Source organism: Paenibacillus lentus (genome assembly GCF_003931855.1).
Classification (GTDB): domain Bacteria; phylum Bacillota; class Bacilli; order Paenibacillales; family Paenibacillaceae; genus Fontibacillus; species Fontibacillus lentus.
In genome coordinates, this window is the sequence record NZ_CP034248.1 from 3,120,595 (window position 1) to 3,140,952 (window position 20,358).

General features: G+C 45.6%; 21 protein-coding genes and 1 riboswitch. Of the genes, 16 read left to right on the forward strand and 5 right to left on the reverse strand.

Features of this window, described 5'->3' with window-relative positions:
* Positions 1-34 precede the first annotated feature (34 nt).
* From EIM92_RS13945 to EIM92_RS23720, 5 genes are all read right to left on the reverse strand, one after another.
* Positions 35-829 carry a hypothetical protein gene (locus tag EIM92_RS13945; protein WP_125083162.1) on the reverse strand — a complete coding sequence of 265 codons (795 nt, stop codon included), beginning with the start codon at positions 827-829 and terminating at the stop codon, positions 35-37.
* A 13-nt stretch (positions 830-842) separates the two neighbouring features.
* Positions 843-1,568: a hypothetical protein gene (locus EIM92_RS13950; protein ID WP_125083163.1), complete on the reverse strand. Its 726-nt coding sequence runs from the start codon at positions 1,566-1,568 to the stop codon at positions 843-845.
* A 156-nt stretch (positions 1,569-1,724) separates the two neighbouring features.
* On the reverse strand, positions 1,725-2,492 hold the full coding sequence (locus EIM92_RS13955) for a hypothetical protein (protein WP_125083164.1): 768 nt from the start codon (positions 2,490-2,492) through the stop codon (positions 1,725-1,727).
* Positions 2,489-5,233 carry an RNA dependent RNA polymerase gene (locus EIM92_RS13960; protein ID WP_164515103.1) on the reverse strand — a complete coding sequence of 915 codons (2,745 nt, stop codon included), beginning with the start codon at positions 5,231-5,233 and terminating at the stop codon, positions 2,489-2,491. The genes EIM92_RS13955 and EIM92_RS13960 overlap by 4 nt, the downstream gene beginning before the upstream one ends.
* Positions 5,196-5,378, reverse strand: a complete 183-nt coding sequence (locus tag EIM92_RS23720; RefSeq protein WP_164515104.1) for a hypothetical protein — start codon at positions 5,376-5,378, stop codon at positions 5,196-5,198. Before EIM92_RS23720 ends, EIM92_RS13960 begins: the two co-directional genes overlap by 38 nt.
* Positions 5,379-5,854: 476 nt before the next feature.
* Here EIM92_RS23720 and EIM92_RS13965 point away from each other — a divergent pair, with 476 nt between their 5' ends.
* The 16 genes from EIM92_RS13965 (at position 5,855) to ccsB (ending at position 20,304) form a co-directional block, all read left to right on the forward strand.
* A complete protein-coding gene (locus EIM92_RS13965; protein WP_125083166.1) occupies positions 5,855-6,139 on the forward strand; it encodes a hypothetical protein in 285 nt (94 codons plus the stop codon).
* Between the two features lie 129 nt (positions 6,140-6,268).
* Positions 6,269-6,444: riboswitch (FMN riboswitch) on the forward strand.
* A gap of 336 nt (positions 6,445-6,780) precedes the next feature.
* Positions 6,781-7,887 (forward strand): bifunctional diaminohydroxyphosphoribosylaminopyrimidine deaminase/5-amino-6-(5-phosphoribosylamino)uracil reductase RibD, encoded by a 1,107-nt coding sequence (gene ribD, locus EIM92_RS13970; protein WP_125083167.1) that lies wholly within the window; start codon positions 6,781-6,783, stop codon positions 7,885-7,887.
* A 98-nt stretch (positions 7,888-7,985) separates the two neighbouring features.
* Positions 7,986-8,663, forward strand: a complete 678-nt coding sequence (gene ribE, locus EIM92_RS13975; protein WP_125083168.1) for a riboflavin synthase — start codon at positions 7,986-7,988, stop codon at positions 8,661-8,663.
* Between the two features lie 48 nt (positions 8,664-8,711).
* On the forward strand, positions 8,712-9,944 hold the full coding sequence (locus tag EIM92_RS13980) for a bifunctional 3,4-dihydroxy-2-butanone-4-phosphate synthase/GTP cyclohydrolase II (protein WP_125083169.1): 1,233 nt from the start codon (positions 8,712-8,714) through the stop codon (positions 9,942-9,944).
* A gap of 67 nt (positions 9,945-10,011) precedes the next feature.
* Positions 10,012-10,479 carry a 6,7-dimethyl-8-ribityllumazine synthase gene (ribH, locus tag EIM92_RS13985; RefSeq protein WP_125083170.1) on the forward strand — a complete coding sequence of 156 codons (468 nt, stop codon included), beginning with the start codon at positions 10,012-10,014 and terminating at the stop codon, positions 10,477-10,479.
* 103 nt (positions 10,480-10,582) lie between these two features.
* Positions 10,583-11,380, forward strand: a complete 798-nt coding sequence (locus EIM92_RS13990; RefSeq protein WP_125083171.1) for a segregation and condensation protein A — start codon at positions 10,583-10,585, stop codon at positions 11,378-11,380.
* Positions 11,349-11,954: an SMC-Scp complex subunit ScpB gene (gene scpB / locus EIM92_RS13995; protein ID WP_125083172.1), complete on the forward strand. Its 606-nt coding sequence runs from the start codon at positions 11,349-11,351 to the stop codon at positions 11,952-11,954. Before EIM92_RS13990 ends, scpB begins: the two co-directional genes overlap by 32 nt.
* Before the next feature lie 82 nt (positions 11,955-12,036).
* Complete coding sequence (locus EIM92_RS14000) at positions 12,037-12,750, forward strand: DUF2953 domain-containing protein (RefSeq protein ID WP_125083173.1); 714 nt, start codon at positions 12,037-12,039, stop codon at positions 12,748-12,750.
* 113 nt (positions 12,751-12,863) lie between these two features.
* Complete coding sequence (gene ytfJ, locus EIM92_RS14005) at positions 12,864-13,334, forward strand: GerW family sporulation protein (RefSeq protein WP_125083174.1); 471 nt, start codon at positions 12,864-12,866, stop codon at positions 13,332-13,334.
* A gap of 143 nt (positions 13,335-13,477) precedes the next feature.
* On the forward strand, positions 13,478-14,647 hold the full coding sequence (locus EIM92_RS14010) for a D-alanyl-D-alanine carboxypeptidase family protein (protein ID WP_125083175.1): 1,170 nt from the start codon (positions 13,478-13,480) through the stop codon (positions 14,645-14,647).
* A gap of 32 nt (positions 14,648-14,679) precedes the next feature.
* Positions 14,680-15,303 (forward strand): nucleoside recognition domain-containing protein, encoded by a 624-nt coding sequence (locus EIM92_RS14015; RefSeq protein ID WP_125083176.1) that lies wholly within the window; start codon positions 14,680-14,682, stop codon positions 15,301-15,303.
* Between the two features lie 6 nt (positions 15,304-15,309).
* Positions 15,310-15,843 carry a spore maturation protein gene (locus EIM92_RS14020; RefSeq protein WP_125083177.1) on the forward strand — a complete coding sequence of 178 codons (534 nt, stop codon included), beginning with the start codon at positions 15,310-15,312 and terminating at the stop codon, positions 15,841-15,843.
* A 118-nt stretch (positions 15,844-15,961) separates the two neighbouring features.
* A complete protein-coding gene (locus EIM92_RS14025; RefSeq protein WP_125083178.1) occupies positions 15,962-16,705 on the forward strand; it encodes a pseudouridine synthase in 744 nt (247 codons plus the stop codon).
* A 120-nt stretch (positions 16,706-16,825) separates the two neighbouring features.
* Positions 16,826-17,356 (forward strand): redoxin domain-containing protein, encoded by a 531-nt coding sequence (locus tag EIM92_RS14030; RefSeq protein ID WP_125083179.1) that lies wholly within the window; start codon positions 16,826-16,828, stop codon positions 17,354-17,356.
* Between the two features lie 18 nt (positions 17,357-17,374).
* Positions 17,375-19,051, forward strand: coding sequence for a cytochrome c biogenesis protein ResB (gene resB / locus EIM92_RS14035; protein ID WP_125083180.1), 1,677 nt, complete (start codon positions 17,375-17,377; stop codon positions 19,049-19,051).
* The gene (ccsB, locus tag EIM92_RS14040) at positions 19,048-20,304 is read left to right on the forward strand and encodes a c-type cytochrome biogenesis protein CcsB (protein WP_125083181.1); all 1,257 of its coding nucleotides are present in this window, start codon (positions 19,048-19,050) and stop codon (positions 20,302-20,304) included. Before resB ends, ccsB begins: the two co-directional genes overlap by 4 nt.
* Positions 20,305-20,358 lie beyond the last annotated feature (54 nt).

Sequence of the window (20,358 nt, forward strand, 5' to 3'; positions counted from 1 at the left end):
GAAGAAAGGAGGAGGGGTACCCCCTCCAGAGTCCTTACGCCAAATCATCCTCATCGTAAATCCGCATTACGTACAGATCGTGGGAATCGGCCGGCTTCAATGCCTCCATTGGAATATCCAGTGCGGAAGGCTCACCGTCAGGTTGCATGTTGAGGTTCCAGTTGTCCTCGATTTTTGCATTGTCGACCGTAATTTGCGCCGCAAAATCTTTCTGAAGATGATAGTCGCGAACAAGTACGTCTAGGACGAGCTTGAAGCTGCCTGCGAATTTATCGGAGGATGCGCGGATTTCCTTCGTATCCGGACTTGCCGCTGTTTCGTAGTAAACGATGATTTTGCTTTGATCCGGAACTTCGCCGCTCGCGAAGGAAATGGTTTTGCCGCTTACGGTATAACTGTCCGAGGCTGGTGCCGAGGCAATGTATTCGTAGGCTTTGCCCACTGTTCCGTCCGCATGGAGCAGGTTCACGCTGACCAGCGTTCCACTGCTTGCTGGCGTATATGTAAGTGTAGCGGTATCTCCATTCACTACACATACTTCATTTTTAATGACATTCTTTGCACTGGAGGTGACTTCATTGCCAAGCAGCATGCCCAGCATTTCGTTGGAGAACAGAGCATCCTGCAGTACGAATCTTGCAGAACGTCCGCCCGAGAATCCAACCAATTTAGGATTACCGCTGCCGCCCACGGCATATACCGTTTCTGCGGTGTTCTCAATGTTAGACATTTTAAGCGTATCGATTTTAACCTTCAGCTTACCTGTCTCAATATCGAAAAATGATGCTGTTGCAACGTCGCGTACTGCCCATCTATTTGTAACTGCCATAAAAAAACTCCTCCTAATAAATGATTTTTGTCCAATTGATTTCTTGCATATTGATCTTTTTAGCATCGATATTTCCGGTGTAAATGCCTGTGACGACACGGTTGTAATGATCTATATTTTCAAGTCGGTAATAGCCGTCATAGAACTGATAGATGCTCAGCTCAAAAATATTATGGATATTGATGCCGCTGGTTGATTTCCAGGACAGGCCCGATATGATGCTGTGTAAATTCATGACCGGTTTTTTGGCAGGCTTGTTCACCTTGCCCTTCATCAGCTTTTCGATCATTTCTTTGGCTTTGGAATTTCCAGGATTATACTCTTCCTTGTCGTTGGCTAATTCAGCCTTGTTGGCGATTTTTACAATTTCCTGGAAACGTTGAAAATTACCTTCGTGTAAGGTCATCCCATCTCCTAGGTGGAAATAGGGAGCCTCCTCTGCGTCTACAAGCTCGATCTCTTTTTGTAATAGAAGTCTGATCCCGTTGGAAAACGAATTTCGGAAGTGATCGTTCTGCATGAAGAAATAACACGCCAGCACAAATGCCGATTCAGGCACTTTTCCCAAGCCGGATACCCGTGACTTGTCAAACAATAGAGATGACAGTGATTCCATGTAGCTGCTGTATCCCAGCTTAATGACATCTCTCAGCTTCGGTGAGCGAATATAGCCGATATCTGTGACGAACACCGGCTCATTGGCCAGTAAAGCTAGATGAATGTCTTCTTCATGGGTCATTTCGGAGACTCCATCCCTTCCGGTTGATTCATAGTTAAGCACCTCCTTAAAAGCAAAATATTTATTTCAAAGGAATATTACAATTCCTATCACTAATACAAATTAGGATCGATACCGTTAAAGTCTTGATGTATCAACGTTTAAGAGAGTTTTCTATCACTTCACGAACATATGTTCCCTTATTTTTTTCATGCTGTTCCGCTGCCATTCCTTTTGTTTGGCTCGGGAGCATTCGCTGCAGTACTTCTTGCGGTTAGAGGTTTGACGAAGCAGGATGCCGCAGCAGCAGCAGCTCATAATCTTCTCGCCGCGCCACTCCAGGTAGAGATAGATGTAATTTCTGAAATCTCTAATGATGATTCCTGCTGTGTCCTGATCCGCCGCAAACAATACTTTTTTGCTCAATTTCTTGGTATTCAAAGTCGGTTCAATTGCGCCAAGCGTGATGAGATCGTTGACGAGCAGCCCCTGCTTCATGCTATTCGCAGTCACCTTGGCATCTTTGAATATCTCACTACGCGGCGTATTCACCCAATAGGAGTCATTGCCGTTCATCTTGTTGAAAATTTTGCCGTACACCAAGTAGACAAAGGCCAACCTTTCATGAACAAGGCTATTCAAGCTTTTGATGTAGGCCAGTTCTTTGTTCGTGATGACGACTTGCTTAATTTCCAAAAGCGAATGTTCCTGTTTTTCAATCGTTTTAACCCATCGGTCTAAAGTATCCTGCCATTTGACGCTGTTAAATTGGGGATAGTGGGTCTTCATGAAAAGCTCAATCTCCTCGCGAACCTCCAGCCGATTCAATCCAAGCGAATAGTAGTGTTTGATTAAACAGGTTATGGTTTTAGAAATTTTCTGATGGATATAGCCTTCCGTCAGCGCCTGTTGAACCAGCTTTTTTTCGTTAATGATCAATTTCATGCGGGTTTCAGCTCCTTATCATCAAGATCTTTTAACTTTACAGTTTCAAGCGAAAACAAATTTCCGCCGAAGGGAATGCTGCCCTCCAGATCCAGCCGCGGATAAATGATGGTATGACCGTTTCTCTCTAACAAATTGAGTAAGATTTGGTCGCTGCAAATGTCCCAAACGATTTGCTTGGTTGTATTTTTGCTATAGCATAAGTCCAGTAGAATATTGCACACATCTTCTGTGTTGCTGCATTTTTCATACACTTCCCGCTTGAAGGATTGCTTGAACAGCATTCTGGCGGATTTTGCTTCATCTTCCGTCATTCGAGATTTCCTCGCTGATAGGGCATGGCTCTTAACGGCTTCCTGATACCTCTCCAGCACTTCTGCTAATTGTTGATAGCTTCTTTTTGAGTAGGGCTTCGCTGTTTTGTAAATGCTGTAGTCAAATTCCGTTCTGGACGCAGATTCTCTTGTGCGATCGAATGCATCCTCAACCATCCAGCACAATCGGTTCATCACCGAGCTGCTGACGGAGAGGGGCATATAGTTATAGTAATTTTGCAAAAATAATTGTTCGTTGTCTGTTCGTTCTTCTTTGGATATAAGCTCGCTAAGGCTGATTCTGAATCTTTCCATGCAGTTCATTTCATAGGCTTTGATATGACTGCGATATTGTTTTTGCAGCTCGGGATAGATGTATCCGAAAAAATAAGGCTTCTTGTCAGCGAGGATGCGCAGATTCATTTCCCGATCCTTAGAAGCGTCGGCGGCATGGCGGTCATACCACTCTTTGGGCATGTCCTTGCTATTGATGCCTTTCGTTTTATCGATTGCGTTCTGCTGATAATTTTGACCGCATTGAATGCGATAGGTTAATGTTCTATATTCCTTGCTGTCTTTCGGGAACTTGGCGCGGACATCGAACATGGACGTAATCCGGTTTGTGACTTTGCCTATTTCATCGCCGAAGCTGTTTTTGTTCGCTTGGATGGTGTCTTCTTCGGTTACGATTTTTTTCTCGGCGATTTTCTGGACACATACGATGGCAGGCAATTTCTCGATACTATCCAGCAGCACCTTGTTATTAGTAGTGAGAACGGCGTCACCATCCTTGTCCGCTCCGTTCAGTGCATGGGCGGTGGTGTCCCATGAATTGAAAATCGTGACCGTATTCATATATTTGTACCAGTAATTCATTTCCGGTGTATTTTCCAATCGCAGAATTCTGATGTTTTCCGCGCAGGTCATCGGCGCTCTGAAGCAGGCGACCTGGCTGACGTCTCTGTCATTCCAGTATTTTGAATAGAAGGAGCCGGCAGGAAGCAGTCCCGTGACCTCCATGCCGAACATGCTCTGACAGAGGCTGAAGGGATCGCCTGAGATAGTAGAGAAGTTTCCGGCTACTTTTATTACGCCAACCTTGGCGTCGTTAATTCTTTTCCTGATCATTCCGTAAATTTTATTCCTGATGAAAGGATCATGAATGATGCTTGGCTCAGCCATAAGGGCTTTGGAGAAATCATTGCCTTTTTTGTGGAATGTATCTGTTGAAATGTTTTTGCCGTTTAAATACAGGATGCTCTTATAAGGATCGAGTCCTAAAATATCATTGATTTCATCCAGGGTCGGCGTAATTAGCGACCGGATTTGCTCGTCAGACAGATCCAGGGACTGAATGAACTGGTAATTAAGGTTTCGTTCATCCTCCAGCGTCTCCGGAGTCACTTTGGTGACACTGAAGGTGTAGTTGTTTTGCCGGCAGTTCTGGAGATAGTGTTCAAGATGATCATAGGAATCCCATAATTTGAGCATCGAGGCTGTCAGAACAATTTCCACCTGACGGATATCTCTTTCATGTCCCCAAACATCCTTTACGATATAGTTTTCAGCGATCTGCTCCGCAAAAGCATGGAAATCGAATGTAAACAGCATGCCTTTCGCAAATGCATTTCGAATGCAAAAACCGCTAGGTATGTAATTTTCCCCAAGCTGCTTGGCCCATTTTTCGCTAAGGGAAGGGAGGATCAGTCCATAACCATCGCTTTCGTTTAGTTTGATGTCATAATGTTCTTTGTATCTCAATTTGGGAAACTTCTTTGTGACTGAATCGTCAATTTCAATGACATTGTTGAAGAACGAGGTTTCACAATCGTTTACGACCAGAATGCCATTTGGATGGGGCACGGGTGTGCTCGTACTGCATACTAGGGATTTGTAGGCTTCAAGTCTGGCGGGGACAAATGGTATGTTCAGATTCCTGCCGTTATCAATCCTTCTCATTAGCTCGTCGTAGATGTCACAATTTACAAAGACTACGGTACTATTTTTCGCTCCGCTTGTCGTTGCGAGTAATCTTCTATATTTAATACCATTGATATAAAAGCCTTTCTTACTGTTTAAGCGATCATAGTCCTGATTGTTGTCAATAACAACGCTTAGGTAACTGGAAACGAATGAGGCTTTGTATAATTGTTTATATAAAGTGCTGAGCTTTTTTTTATTTGCAGTTATGTTATCTTTCATTTTTAAAGTATGAATCTGATCCCGGATGTTTGATATGTATGGATCTTGATTTTCTTGATGTTCTATTTCCAAAATGAACCGCAGCGCCGTACTATCCGCCAATGCTACGACTTCTTCGTTTCTCATCGCTTCTTCGATCGTAAGGGTAAGATTCCATTTGGCCTTCCGAAGCCTGGAGGAACGAATTTTAAAGACGTAATTTAAAGAAGCTGATAGTTTTCCCAATATAATTACCCCCTGGAGTATAAAGATTCTCTGCTGCAAGGATGATAATTTCCTGCATGTCTTCGTCAAAAATTTCACTTCGGTCGTCGATTTCATCATCGTAGTATAAATCTTGCCAGGTTTGCCTGGAATGTCCGTATCTCATTCATATCACCCCCTCTATTGGTGTTGCCGAAATGGTATTTAAATAAATCGAGATTACTATGAAGATTAAAGATTCTTCTTTAGGAAATATAGATACACACTCGAATATCGCACGTTATTTGTTGGGTTTCCCTATTGAAATCTTAGCCCCAGCATGTTTTAATATGAATGAATCGATGTTACCAATAAGGTAATACTAGCATGGATTTTAACGAAAGGCAAACACTCGTTCTATACAAACCTTTTTATAACTTTATATTAAAATTTGGGCTGCAAAGAGAGCTCGGTCGGAAAAAAGGGGGTGTATTCTTCCTAGTACCTATTGAAAACAATGGCTTGAAAATGATAGCTACTAGAGATATTCTTTTCCTCAAACATTAAAAAAGCGCAAGTATGGATTTCTGTTCGTACTATTTTGCTTAACCATGACCTGTTAGAAAAAGGGAAATTTACAATATATAAAATGAGAGTGATTATATGTATAACTGTATGCATTGTGGCAGTGTTTATTTAAGGAAGAAAGATGCAGATGAGTGTGCAGCAAAAGAGGTTGAAAGCCCGCTCATTGAAGTTGGCAAAGTATTAGTAGACTATTCTTATGACCAGGAAACAATAATCCGATGCTTTAGTATGAGAAGAAGGGGACATAGCATCTCTTATTTATTTGAGTGGCTTGAACCTGAAGATAATGAATGGAAATATGTGTTTACCGTGCATAGCAATAAATGTTTAAAGGAGCAGTTTTTTGATCAATTATTATAAAAAAATGTGACAAGCTTTGTTCTGCAAGGTGTGCTTTTAGATTAGCGCCTTGCTTTTTAGTTTTTTTGATGGTACGATTTTAACGAAGTCAGCAGTTACTTAGAACAAATCCATAATTAAATACTTTAACGTTAACTTCGGGGCAGGGTGAAATTCCCTACCGACGGTGATGACTGCTTCAGCCACTATATGGATGGTTTGAAGCAAGTATAAGTCCGTGACCCGTATGCACTTCATAATAAGCATGCGGCTGAGCCGGTGAGATTCCGGGACCGACAGTATAGTCTGGATGGGAGAAGTAAACGCAGAATATATGACGTATTGAGTACGAGTATATTCAGAACAGTCAAAGCATAACTTGCAAGTTCTAATTTTCACAAAGTTCATTTCGCGGATTGCGGATTATAGCGATCCATTGTGAAATTGAGAGATGCTTGGAGAGTTGGCCGAGTGACGGCGGATTAGGAAGTTAGTCCTTCTATTACCGTTTGTTTGCTTGTATTCAATTCATGCTTTCACTTTGCGTATCATGAACTCTCATTGCCCCATCGGAATTATTCGATGGGGCTTTTGTATTTATTTTTGCATCAGTACAACAGCTGCTCAGTACAGTTTGTCAAGTCAGCGGAGGTGAAACATACTTGGAAATTATTAATGACGAATACTATATGAAATTAGCGCTGGATATGGCGAATCGGTCACAAGGGCAAACCGGTGTTAATCCGGTCGTCGGAGCTGTTGTCGTAAGGGATGGCGAGGTCGTCGGGCTTGGTAGCCATTTGAAGCGCGGAACCCCGCATGCCGAAGTCCACGCGCTGAATATGGCCGGTGAAGCGGCTAAAGGAGGCACCGTGTATGTTACCCTGGAGCCGTGCAGTCATTATGGGGCGACGCCACCATGCAGTGAAGGCTTGATCAAAGCAGGCGTAAGCCGCGTTGTTGTCGCCTGTGAGGACCCGAATCCTCAGGTTGCAGGAAGAGGGATCGAGCTGCTGCGGCGCAACGGGATTGAGGTACAGGTTGGTGTACTGCGAGATGAAGCGATCAAGTTGAACCGTAAATTTATTAAATACATCACGACAAAATTGCCCTATGTTACGATTAAAACCGCGAGCACGTTAGATGGGAAGATCGCTTCAAGAAGTGGAGACAGCAAGTGGATTTCTAATGAAGTAGCACGCGAGCGCGTACATACAATGCGCCACCGTCATAACGGGATCATGGTGGGTGTAGAGACGGTCATCGCAGATAATCCTTCATTAACGACGAGGTTGACAGTACCTGGAATCTCGCCGATTAGAATCGTCGTTGACTCGAAGCTCCGGATTCCCGATGAAGCGACAATGCTTCACGACGGCGCTGCTCAAACGGTCCTGCTTACAACGGCGCAAGCATCCGAAGAAAGACGGGATTCGCTAACCAAGCGCGGTGTGCAAATCATTGTGTGCGGCGAGGGGCCGCAGGTGGATCTTCGCTTAGGTTTGGAGAAGCTTGGTGAGATCGGAGTGTCGTCCGTGCTTGTCGAAGGAGGAGGCCGCCTGAACGGCTCTCTGCTTCAGGAGAAGCTCGTCGATGAAGTGATTCTGTTCCTGGCACCTAAGCTGATTGGCGGCTTGAATGCCCCGGGGAGCTTTGTATTCGACGGCTTTGAGCTGATGAAGGATGCGGTCGCATTAAGCGACTTAACTGTGGAGCAAATCGGCGACAACGTTTGTATCGCGGGGTATCCTGTCTGGGACGCTAATTGAGTGTGCTTATGCTGAACAGCAATGGAATAAAAGCAAACCCTGCATTACCAATTTAACCCAAGGGGTCAGCGTAGTAAACATCAAAAGGAGGAAGCTGCGTGTTTACGGGACTAGTTGAAGAAGTAGGGGCGATTAAGTCGATCCAGAGCAAAGGCGAAGCGATGATTATCCATATAAATGCAAACGTAGTGACGCAAGGAATGAAGCTTGGCGATAGCGTGGCTGTTAACGGAGTTTGCCTGACGGCAACGCAATTCGACCGTTCATCTTTTACAGTTGATGTCATGCCGCAAACGTTTCGCAACACGAATTTAAGCCAGCTTAGATCGGGCAGCAAAGTGAATTTGGAGCGGGCAATGGCTGCAGATGGTCGCTTCGGCGGACATATCGTTCAAGGACATGTGGACGGAGTAGGAACGATCACAGGGATTAAGCAGGATCAGAATGCGGTTGTATTTGAAATAACTCCTGCGGAGAAAGCCTTGTTTAAATACATCATTCCCAAAGGCTCCATTACCATTGACGGGATAAGCCTAACGGTAGTTGCAGCAGAAGGGAATAGTTTCAGCGTATCGATTATTCCACACACGTTGGCAGAAACCGTGCTTGCCTATAAACGTCAGGGTGATTCAGTGAATTTGGAATGTGACATACTTGGCAAATACGTCGAGCATTTGCTCGTCTTCGGCAAGAGCAATACGACTAAGCCGGCAGGGACGGAAGTTCCATCGCCAGGTATTGATATGCCATTCCTAATGAAGAACGGGTTTGCATGACTCGCTTTAATTTAAATATATAAAACAGCTAGAGGAGGGGCATGAATCATGAGTGACATTCAATTGGATCGGGTAGAAGAAGCCATATACGACCTTATGCGCGGCAAAGTGATTATTGTTGTCGATGATGAGGATCGGGAGAATGAAGGGGATTTTGTGGCACTTGCCGAGAAGGCAACGCCGGAAGTCATCAATTTCATGATTAAAGAAGGACGCGGGCTTGTCTGTATGCCGATTACGGCGGAGAGAGCGGAAGAACTGGATTTAAAACCGATGGTTGCGCAAAATACCGATTTTCACGGTACGGCTTTTACCGTATCGATCGACCATATCGATACGACAACGGGAATCTCCGCGCACGAACGTTCATTAACGGTGAAGGCGGTCATGGATCCGGACGCAAAGCCTTCCGACTTCCGGAGACCGGGACATATGTTTCCGCTTATAGCAAAGAAAGGTGGCGTTTTGCGGCGAGCGGGTCATACGGAAGCTGCTGTCGATTTGGCGCGGATGTGCGGATCGTATCCAGCCGGAGTCATCTGCGAGGTTATTAAGGAAGATGGCACCATGGCTCGATTGCCCGATCTTGTTGAAATCGCCAAACAATTTGACTTGAAGCTCATTAGTGTGAAGGATTTAATCCACTACCGGAACGAGAAGGAGAAGCTCGTTACCCGCGAGGTAGAAGTACGTATGCCTACCGATTATGGCGAGTTCCGCGCAATTGCATACAGTAATGACGTAGACTCCAAGGAGCATGTAGCCCTTGTCAAAGGAGAAATCAGCGGTGAAGAACCCGTGCTCGTTCGGGTGCATTCCGAATGCTTGACTGGAGACGTTTTCCATTCGCATCGTTGTGATTGTGGTCCGCAATTCGAAGCGGCGCTACAGCAAATTGAGGATGCGGGTAAAGGAGTCCTGCTGTACATGCGCCAAGAAGGACGGGGCATTGGGCTGATTAATAAGCTGAAGGCGTACAAGCTGCAGGAGCAAGGGCTCGATACCGTGGATGCCAATTTGAAGCTTGGTTTCCCGGCCGATTTGCGGGATTATGGAATAGGGGCACAAATTTTGAAGGATCTTGGCGTGCGAAAGATCCGGCTTCTTACTAACAACCCTCGAAAAATTACCGGACTTGAGGGCTACGGGTTGGAGGTCGTCGAGCGGGTGCCAATCCAGATGAAGGAAAATGAAGACAACAGCAATTATTTGCATACGAAGCAAAAGAAGCTTGGACATCTCCTCAGCTTTGATATTATCGAGCAAAACGAACAGCAATGAAACTAGAAGCTCAGATTAAATATTTTAATATATTAAATAAATAACAAACTAATGGAGGAATTGAATTATGGCACAAGTATTTGAAGGTCATCTCGTCTCGGAAGGTTTAAAATATGGTATCGTGGTTGGCCGTTTTAATGAGTTTATTACGAATAAGTTGTTAAGTGGGGCGCTAGATGCCTTGAAACGCCATGGCGTCAAGGATGAGGAAGTGAACGTAGCTTGGGTTCCGGGAGCCTTCGAAATTCCATTTGCTGCACAAAAAATGGCCGAAAGCGGAAAATATGATGCGGTTATTACGCTCGGCACGGTGATTCGTGGCTCAACTTCCCATTATGATTACGTATGTAACGAAGTCGCTAAAGGAGTGGCGGCGATCGGTCTGAAAACAGGCGTCCCAACGATTTTCGGCATCGTGACGACGGAGAATATTGAGCAAGCGATCGAACGCGCAGGCACTAAGGCAGGGAACAAAGGCTGGGATGCAGCGATGGCTGCCATCGAAATGGCTAACTTGACGAATTTGCTAAAATAGTGCTTATTTAATGTAGTACCCTTTTTAGGGTACTGCATTTTTTATTTAATTCGCGTGTTCAAAGGAAGGCCTTTTGAACTGCCTCTAGGGTGGAGGATGTCCATTGACGACAGTAACCTATAAGCTGGATACCTTTGAGGGTCCGCTGGATCTGCTGCTGCATCTGATCGATAAGGCAGAGGTCGACATATATCAAATTTCGGTAAGTGAAATCACTGATCAATATTTGGAGTATTTGGATAATATGCAGGAGCTGGAGCTGGAAATTACGAGCGAGTTTTTGGTGATGGCCGCTACGCTGTTGTCCATAAAGAGCAAACAGCTCCTACCTAAGCCGCCTGTGATCGAATTCGACGACGATTTCGATTATTTGATGGAGGACGAGGAGGATCCGCGAGACGAGCTGATTCGGAAGCTGGTTGAGTATCGCAAGTACAAGGGAATCGCCGAGCATCTGCATGAGCGGGAATGGGAGCGAAGCCTTATCTTTACGAAAGAGGCTGAGGACTTGACTCCTTTCATGCCTGAGGTCATTGAAAATCCGGTTAAAGGTTTGCATGCCGCCGATTTGATCGCTATGTTCCAGAAGGCTCTGCGCCGCGCCGTAAAACGTAGCTCTGTTGCTCGTATCCATCGGGACGAAATTTCCGTCAAGGATCGGATTCGCGATGTCGTTTCTGCGCTGGAGCGTATGGGAAAAGGGGGCAGGCTGCTATTTTCCAAGCTGCTGCACCCGGAAATGTATCGGCATGAGATCGTCGTAACCTTTCTAGCGATTTTGGAACTAATGAAAATGAAGCAAATCGTTTGTTATCAGAACAAGCTGTTTGATGATATTGTGATGGAGTGGAGAGGGGAAGTAAAGGCAGATGAATTATCGGGACTTGAAATCGATTATTGAGGGATTGCTGTTTCTGGCTGGGGAAGAAGGCCTTAGCGTAAAGCAGCTGGCAGAAGTCACCGAACAGCGTCAAGATATCATTACCGATGCTCTGTTGGATATGAAAGCATCATTTGAAAGGGAGGGCCGAGGACTGCAAATTGTTCAACTTGCGGGAACCTATCAGCTGGCTACTTTGCCGGAGCATGCACCGTTTTTTGAAAGATTGGCATATTCGCCATCCCGTTCATCCTTGTCTCAAGCGGCATTGGAGACGTTATCCATTATTGCTTATCGTCAGCCGATTACTCGCATTGAGGTGGAAGAGATCCGAGGGGTCAAATCGGAGCGAGCGATTCATACGTTGGTGAACAAGGATTTGATTCAAGAGGTAGGACGTGCCGAGGCGATTGGACGGCCGATTTTATATGGAACAACACCAGCTTTTTTAGATTATTTCGGGCTTGGCAGTCTGGAGGATCTACCGGATCTGACCGAGTTTGAAAATACCGACCAGCTAGAGGAAGAAACACAGCTTCTGTTCCAGAAGCTGGAGGAGCAGCAGCTTACATTTGACGACGTAAAAGAGGATTAGCCTGCCAAAAAACGAATGATTTCCTTTTTTTGAAGCATACTATTTCAAGATGTTCATTTGAATTGGTATGGAGGGCTTTCCTGTGTGGATTTGGCTCGGAGTCATCCTGATCCTGCTGCTTGTAATCATCGCTGTAGTCATTATCTTGTTATCTCCGATTAAGTTCCACTTGGTTGTTCGCAAAGTGAAACAGAATGAAGCTGTTCAGCTTGAGGTGACGATGCTTTATGGGGTGATCCGGCTTCGTTACGAAATCCCTTCAATCATATTTAAAAATATGAAAGATGGTTTTAAAGTGGAGCAGCAAAGCTCGAGCAATCTATTGAAAAGTCGGACGGCCAGCAGTGAGCAGGATATTAATAAGGATAAAATTCGCTCTTGGGTAGATCAATTTTATGACTTACTGCAAGCGACGAAGGGACTTAAAAAGTGGACGGCAAGTACGTTAAAGCATATCTCCTTTCATCGATTGGATTGGTCCACGAATGTGGCTCTATCGGATGCAGCCTATACGGCAACTTTATCAGGGGCCCTGTGGGGCTTAAAAACGACCTTAATTGGTGGGTTGTCATGCTACATAGATCTAAAGCAGAGGCCTAGGTTGTTTGTTGTGCCGGTCTTTGACAAGCCGCCGTTATTCGCGACCGAAATGGAAATCAATGGGGAAATACGCTGCGTACGCGCGTTGCATGCTGGATTCGTACTTATTGTTCGGGTATTAAAAATAAAAGGCGGTTTTCAAAAATGGCTGAGTATCGCCGCCCGAGGACAAAAAAAAGGGAGTTCGCGGTCTTAATGGATCGGCGGGCTCCTTTTGTTCTTCAACCCACGCATATTCCGCTTCCTGGCTGCGCAAACTGTAGGAGTGAAGGTAGTTCTTATTATTTAGTTTGAAGAGGAGGAATAATCATGTCAGATCATCCGATCCAAGGGTTAATGCAAACGGCTATGGAAAACATCAAGGATATGGTTGATGTCAATACGATTGTCGGCGAACCGGTGGAAACCCCGGACGGCAGCGTCATTTTGCCGATAAGCCGCGTTGGCTTCGGATTTGCTGCGGGAGGCAGTGATTATAATGTGGATGGAAATAGTGGTGCCTCATCCAGCTCATCAGATAAAGTGCGTCCATTTGGTGGAGGTAGCGGGGGAGGCGTGTCGATCAATCCGATTGCATTTCTCGTTGTAGGCCAGCAGGGTGTGCATATTGTTCCGCTGGATAACCAAACTCATCTGTTTGAGAAAATGATTGATGCCGTCCCTTACGTAATGGATAAAATTCAATCCATGATTCCTAGTAACAGTGCAGGAACGTCTCAGAATGCTGCAAATCAAGGTAATCCTAATGATCATCAAAACAATGGAAATATGTACAGCTAAACACTTAGAGAAGCCGATGAGGTTGACCGATCCTTTCCGCCATTTCGGAAGGGGTCTTTTTTTGCCGGGATAAGTGGACATACTCCCCTTATTTCCCGCATATAGTGTACAAGTATTAGCGCATATAGCGGAGGAGTTTCATAATGATAAAACGGTCGATATTTCGCTTTAGCTTCACAGGAATGATGGTCATATCGCTACTGCTGACCGCAGGTTCCAGTGTTGGAGCTGTAGAAAATAACAAACCTCGTCCACCAAGTATGAATGCCCGGGCCGCTTCTTTGATTGATGTGAAGTCAGGCCGAATTCTGTACAGCCATCACGGAGACGTTGAAATGCCAGTAGCCAGCTTGACTAAAATTATGACGGCCATCGTCGCGATTGAGCATGGGAAGCTGGATGAAATGGTCTCCGTCTCCAAAAATGCTTATCGCAAGGAAGGTTCCTCGATCTATCTGGAGCTGGGGGAAGAGATGACCTTGGAGAACATGCTGTATGGTCTCATGCTTCGTTCGGGTAATGATGCAGCAACGGCAATTGCCGAGCATGTTGGCGGGTCGGAAGAGGGTTTTGTTCATTTGATGAATGAAAAGGTAAAAATGCTGGGGCTTAAACATACCCAATTTCGAAATCCTCATGGTCTTGACGCTAAAGGGCATTATTCCTCGGCCAATGATCTGGCGGTCATTACCGCCTATAGCCTCCAGAATCCGGTGTTTAAGGAAATTGTAAAAACGCCAAGCAAAAAAGCCCCCAACCCGAATAATCCATGGGATTATAAGTGGGATAACAAAAATAAAATGCTTCGTTTATATGAAGGAGCAGATGGCGTCAAAACGGGATATACCAAAACTGCGCGACGCTGCCTCGTCAGCTCGGCAAGCCGTGCCGGGCAGCAGTTAGCTGTCGTTACACTTAATGACGGAGATGATTGGAATGACCATGCAAAGCTGCTTGATTACGGCTTTGCCTATTATCCGCTAAAGGAAATCATCGAGGAGGGGCAGCCCGTTCAGAACGAGTTCGTTACCGGCTCCGGATTCAGTTATGCTTTGGCAAGCGGTGAGTTTGAACGTATTCAGCGAAAGCTGTTTCTTAAAAACGCGCGGGCAAATGATTTTGGCTACCGTGGGCAGATTATAATCTCGTTAGACGGCCGTCAAATCGGGCGGGTGCCTATTTATGAGAAAGGCAGCTTCATTCCCTCGCCGGATCCGGCGAGGGGCAAACCGACATCCAGGTTTGTGATTGCCAGGGGAAGCTTGGGAAATGCGTTTACTGCAGTCATTAGATCACTGTTTTTTGTAGATTAGATTACTTACCCTGTGGGAGAGGGGCTGATCATGTGGTTAATAAAATTTGGCTAGGGCTTATCGTCGTTGGTTTTGCCTTTGCAGCGATAAAAGGGGATATTAATCTTGTCACGCAGGCAGCGTTTGAGGGGGCAGCCACCGGGGTAACCGTGTGCTTCGGACTGATCAGCGTCCTGGTCTTCTGGATGGGCATGATGCGCATGGCTGAGGATGCCGGACTTGTCAAAGCAATATCCAAGCTGCTTGGGCCGGTCGTTACCTATTTATTCCCTGACGTGCCAAAAGAGCATCCGGCGATGGGATATATACTTTCGAACATGAGTGCCAATTTGCTAGGTTTAGGAAATGCCGCGACTCCTATGGGGATAAAAGCGATGCAGGAATTGCAGAACCTTAATCCAGATAAGGAGACTGCCTCGGCTGCAATGTGTACGTTGTTAGCATTGAATACGGCTAGTATCACATTGATTCCGACGACACTGATCGCGATTCGGCTTAACTTTGGCTCTGCCAACGCAGCGGAAATTGTCGGCTCTACGTTGTTAGCTACAGCGATCGCAACAATGGCAGCTATTATTGCCGACCGCTGGTATCGAAACAGAACCTTTCGTCGAACTCCGAATCCGCCTGCTTCTCCATTAACTTTGAAGAGGTGATCGTCCTTGTTAGGTTGGATTAATATGATTTCGGCCTGGGCAGTGCCTGTTATGATTGCGTTTATCCCGCTGTACGCTTTTATGAAAAAGGTACCGGTGTATGAATCGTTTGTTGATGGAGCTAAGGACGGTTTTTCTACAGCAGTAAGCATTATTCCTCACTTAGTGGGCATGATGGTTGCGATCAGTGTGTTCCGAGCATCCGGTGCGTTGGAGTTCTTTGTAGGCTGGATGGGGCCGTTCCTGGAGAAGCTGCATGTTCCCGCCGAGATTTTGCCGCTAGGGATTCTAAGGCCGCTGACAGGAACCGGCTCGCTGGCCTTTACTACAGATCTGATCAAGACGTACGGCCCCGATTCGATGATTGGCCGAATAGCTTCTACAGTTCAAGGTAGTACGGATACGACACTATACGTCCTTACGGTCTATTTCGGAGCCGTCGGGATTCGCAACGGCCGCTATGCCCTGAAAGTGGGGCTTTTCTCGGATATCGTTGGCTTCCTGGCAGCCATCATAGTATGTTTATTGATTTTTGGCTGATGTTGCCGTTTCGACTGTTTATCAACAGCTCGAACGGCTCTTTATTTTTATCGCTATCCTGTCCTATTGTGATTTTTCTTTCATATAGGTATCATGTTTATGAGGTGACTATTAGATAATGGAAAGATTACAGAAAATATTAGCCGGTGCGGGTGTGGCATCGCGTCGCAAATGCGAGGAATTGATTTTGAATGGTCAGGTACAAGTGAACGGAGAAACGGTAACTACGCTCGGGACCAAGGCCGATCCGGCGGTTGATGTTATTACCGTGAATGGAAAACCGATCGGTGCGGAGAAGAAGATCTACATTATGCTTAACAAACCTAAGGGTGTAATAACAAGTGCATCTGATCCGCAGGGAAGAAAAATTGTCACCGATTATTTGAAGGGCATTTCTGAGCGGCTGTATCCAGTGGGCCGCCTGGATTATGATACAGAGGGCTTGCTGTTATTAACGAACGACGGCGACTTTGCCCACCTGCTGACTCATCCAAAGCATCATGTTCCCAAGACCTACTTGGCAACGGTGAAAGGGGTTCCGCACGGAACGGAGCTGGACAAGCTTAAGCAGGGGATTATGCTGGAGGATGGGATGACTTCGCCGGCCGAGGTTGAGTATTACGATGTGGATCCCGAGGGCAAGCAAGCGGTGATCAGTATTACGATTCATGAAGGGCGAAACCGTCAAGTTCGGCGGATGTTTGAAGCGATCCAGCATCCGGTAACGAAGCTGAAGCGGATTTCCTTTGGTGATCTATATCTCGATAATTTAAAAAGGGGGATATACCGCCATTTAAGCAAAGAAGAGGTAGAAGGTCTATTTAAACAAGCTCGTAATGCGGGCAAGCCAAGAAAACGATAGAAGGTCACATAAAGTTCATATTTACCCTAGCTGAATCTATGACACTTTTCTTATAATGTTCATAGGATATTCACTTTTTATCCATATAATATGAGGTTTGTCATAGAAGGGGTGCTGATAATGGGTAGGGCAAGACGTCCAGTACAAATTGTTATTTTGATGCTCATTGTCATTTTGGGCGGCTATGCGATCGGTACGGCCGTATTTGGAGGCGAGGAGGGCATACCTAAAGAAGGTGATAACCCTCCTGCCTTTAATTTGCGAGGTTTAGACGGACAGGTACATAATCTGGAGAAGTACCAGGGCAAGGCGCTGGTGATTAACTTTTGGGCCACTTGGTGTAAGTATTGTGTGAGTGAAATGCCGGCATTACAGACGCAATGGGAGAAATGGAAGGATCAGGACGTGGTCATCCTGGGGATAAATACCGGTGAGGACGATATGACCGTGTCCAATTTCGTGAAGCAGACCGGCGTCGATTTTCCAATATTATTCGATAAGCAGAGTGAAATTGTTGGCAAATATGGAGTAGTACCCATGCCGACAACCTTTTTTGTGAATAAGAGAGGCAAAATAACCTCCATCCATCAGGGTGAGCTAGATTTGAAGACGCTTAACCAACAAATTAACCAGTTGGTGAGATCCCGATGAGAACAGGAGGGCTAGGCATTGATTAAGAATACGAAATGTGAATGCGGGCATCAGAATCCTGTCGGAACGGTGCTCTGCGAAGCTTGCGGCAAACCGCAATACGAGGAGAAGGGTGACAACTCCAGTGAATTATTGGAAATGCGCTATGATGGAGTAGCGCGCCGCTCGCAGCGGGCAAATCCAAATTTTATCGATAAAATCTGGAATTTCTTTTCCTCGGTTAAGGTAGCGGTATACCTGATTACGATTACATTAATTGGGGCTATGCTGGGAACTGTTTTTACCCAGGAAACTATGTTCGTACAAATCGATCCTGAAGCCTACTACAAACGGAAATATGGAACCATCGGTGAAATTTATTATAGGCTCGGGTTATCTGATACGTATAATTCCTGGTGGTTCATTCTGCTGCTCGTCATGATCGGGGCATCGCTCGTCATTTGCAGTCTTGACCGGGTGTTGCCGTTATACAGAGCGCTATCCAAACAGAAAATACGTAAGCATATGCATTTTTTGACCCGGCAAAGGGTCGTATATCAAGGGCCTGTATCTGAGAACGGCGATGCTTGGGTTCAGAAGGCTGTTGCACCACTGAAAAAGAAGGGGTATCGCGTTCATATCGAGAGCGGTGCACTACTTGCGGAGAAGCAGCGTTTTAGCCGTTGGGGGCCGTACGTTATCCATATCGGTCTGATTGTATTTTTGCTCGCTGTTCTATTTCGCGGTCTTCCCGGACTCCATATGGATGAACATTACTGGTTCCCTGAAGGGGAGATTACAGCTATACCGGATACGCCCTATTACTTGAAAAATGAGAAGTTTACTGTGGAATTTTATAATGAGGACGAAATGTCCGAGGAGTTCAAGCAAAGGGGGAAAATCGTACCTAAGCTGTTTGAAACGCAAGCAGTTCTGTATGAATGCGTTGACAATTGCAATGATCCATTGAAGGAACCGACACTTGAGGAGGTAGATCGGCATAATATCCGCGTAAATGATCCACTGAATTATAAGGGCTTCCAAGCATATCAGTTTGATTTTGAAGAAGTGATGCTGCTTCGTTCGGTTCAGGTGACGCTGATCGATAAGCAGACCGGTGAGCACTACGGGAAAATCAAGCTTAGTATGAAAGATCCCCAAACCGAATTTGAGGTCGGGCCATACAAGCTCAAGCTAAAGGATAAGTATTTGGATTTTGGCCTGGATGATCAAAAAAGACCGATTAGCCAATCGGGAGAGCCAAAGGCACCCGCCTTTTTGTTTACGATTACAGGGCCGGGTTTGCCTCCGGACGGAGGACAATACTTTTACTTCCCTTTCTTTGAGCAACAAGCGTTCTTCGAACAAGATAAGCTGAACGAAGCACTTGGCGGAGTGAATGATAGGTTAACGCTCGATGTAATGGCTATGGAGGATGTCGATTATATACGGTTCAAAAGTTATTTGAATATTCGTATCGACCGGGCGATGCCGTTTGTATGGGCAGGCCTTGGAATCGTTATGATTGGACTTATTATGGGCTTCTATTGGCAGCACCGTAGAATCTGGCTGCGTGTTGATGATGGTGTCTTGACACTAGGTGGACACACGACCAAGAATTGGTTCGGTATGAGGCGTGAAGTATCCGCTTTCTTGAAGAATATGGGGATTGAAGTGGATGAGAAGTCTTTGGATAACGGAGGAAACCGGTCATGAATTTATTAGAGATCAGTAAACAGGCATTTGTCATTGCTTTTTTACTCTATTGTGTGGCATTTTGTTTCTATGTGGTGACAATTACGGGGAAAACGTGGAAAAATCGTGATCCGCAGCTTCACGAACGCAAATGGGGCAGAATTTCATTCATCACTTCTACACTAGGTCTTATTACTCATTTGGTTTATGTTTTCACGAGATGGGTCTGGTCGGGACATATTCCAGTCAGTAATATGTATGAATTTATGACCTTCTTGTCTTTAATGATCATATTAGCATTTACGATCTTATATTTAATATATCGTAAATCCTTGCTCGGTTTGTTCGCCACGCCGCTGGCGATCGTCGTCATGGCGTATGCAGCGGTGTTTCCGAAGGATGTGCAGCCGTTGATTCCGTCCTTGAATTCGATCTGGCTGTACATTCACGTGACGCTTGCGGCAGCGGGGGATGCTTTCTTTGCCGTCGGATTTGCCGCAGGACTGATGTGTCTTCTGCGTACGATTGATTTCAAGGGTACCGATAAATCCGCGCGTCGCCAGAAACTATGGCTTGAAATTACGTTTTATTCTATTATTATAGTAGTGGGCTTCATTGTTTCCGTTTTTGCATTCCGTGCCTCGGGTTATGAAGCTATATTTACATCTAATGCTGCTCAAGGTAATGATGCTGGCCAAGTCAGCGTAGCTAAAGAGATCTATAATTTACCGCCGATCGTAGCACCCCATGGCAGCCATTTGGAAAGCACAGATTCTTTCCTTGGTATGAGCAAGCCATTAGTTGAGGTTCCGTCCTGGTTCAAAGGGGTGAATGCAGGTCGAAAGACCAACACTATTGTATGGGCGTTTATTACCGGAACCATTCTATACGGTCTCTTGAGATTTATTATTCGCAAGCCATTAAGCGAAGCTGTGGCTCCGGCTCTGAAGAGCATCGACGCTGATGATTTGGATGAAATTAGTTATCGGGCAATCGCGATTGGGTTTCCGGTGTTTACACTCGGAGCCCTTGTATTTGCGATGATTTGGGCCCAGCAGGCTTGGGGGCGGTTTTGGGGCTGGGATCCAAAGGAAGTATGGGCGCTTATTACCTGGTTATTCTACAGCGTATATCTCCATCTCCGTTTATCGCGGGGATTCCATGGCCGCAAAGCCTCATGGCTAGCCGTACTTGGGTTTATGGTTGTCATGTTCACGCTCGTAGGCGTTAATCTGATCATCGCCGGCTTGCATTCTTACGCGGGCACGGACTAACTGATATAATGTAACCATTACTAGCACAAGCGAATGGGAAGATGATGAAGGGGT

Coding starts and splice junctions, on each gene's coding strand:
- EIM92_RS13945 (WP_125083162.1), bottom strand. CDS start 829: ATGGCAGTTACAAATAGATGGGCAGTACGCGACGTTGCAACAGCATCA.
- EIM92_RS13950 (WP_125083163.1), bottom strand. CDS start 1,568: ATGACCCATGAAGAAGACATTCATCTAGCTTTACTGGCCAATGAGCCG.
- EIM92_RS13955 (WP_125083164.1), bottom strand. CDS start 2,492: ATGAAATTGATCATTAACGAAAAAAAGCTGGTTCAACAGGCGCTGACG.
- EIM92_RS23720 (WP_164515104.1), bottom strand. CDS start 5,378: ATGAGATACGGACATTCCAGGCAAACCTGGCAAGATTTATACTACGAT.
- EIM92_RS13965 (WP_125083166.1), top strand. CDS start 5,855: ATGTATAACTGTATGCATTGTGGCAGTGTTTATTTAAGGAAGAAAGAT.
- EIM92_RS13980 (WP_125083169.1), top strand. CDS start 8,712: ATGAGTGACATTCAATTGGATCGGGTAGAAGAAGCCATATACGACCTT.
- ribH (WP_125083170.1), top strand. CDS start 10,012: ATGGCACAAGTATTTGAAGGTCATCTCGTCTCGGAAGGTTTAAAATAT.
- scpB (WP_125083172.1), top strand. CDS start 11,349: ATGAATTATCGGGACTTGAAATCGATTATTGAGGGATTGCTGTTTCTG.
- ytfJ (WP_125083174.1), top strand. CDS start 12,864: ATGTCAGATCATCCGATCCAAGGGTTAATGCAAACGGCTATGGAAAAC.
- EIM92_RS14010 (WP_125083175.1), top strand. CDS start 13,478: ATGATAAAACGGTCGATATTTCGCTTTAGCTTCACAGGAATGATGGTC.
- EIM92_RS14025 (WP_125083178.1), top strand. CDS start 15,962: ATGGAAAGATTACAGAAAATATTAGCCGGTGCGGGTGTGGCATCGCGT.
- EIM92_RS14030 (WP_125083179.1), top strand. CDS start 16,826: ATGGGTAGGGCAAGACGTCCAGTACAAATTGTTATTTTGATGCTCATT.
- ccsB (WP_125083181.1), top strand. CDS start 19,048: ATGAATTTATTAGAGATCAGTAAACAGGCATTTGTCATTGCTTTTTTA.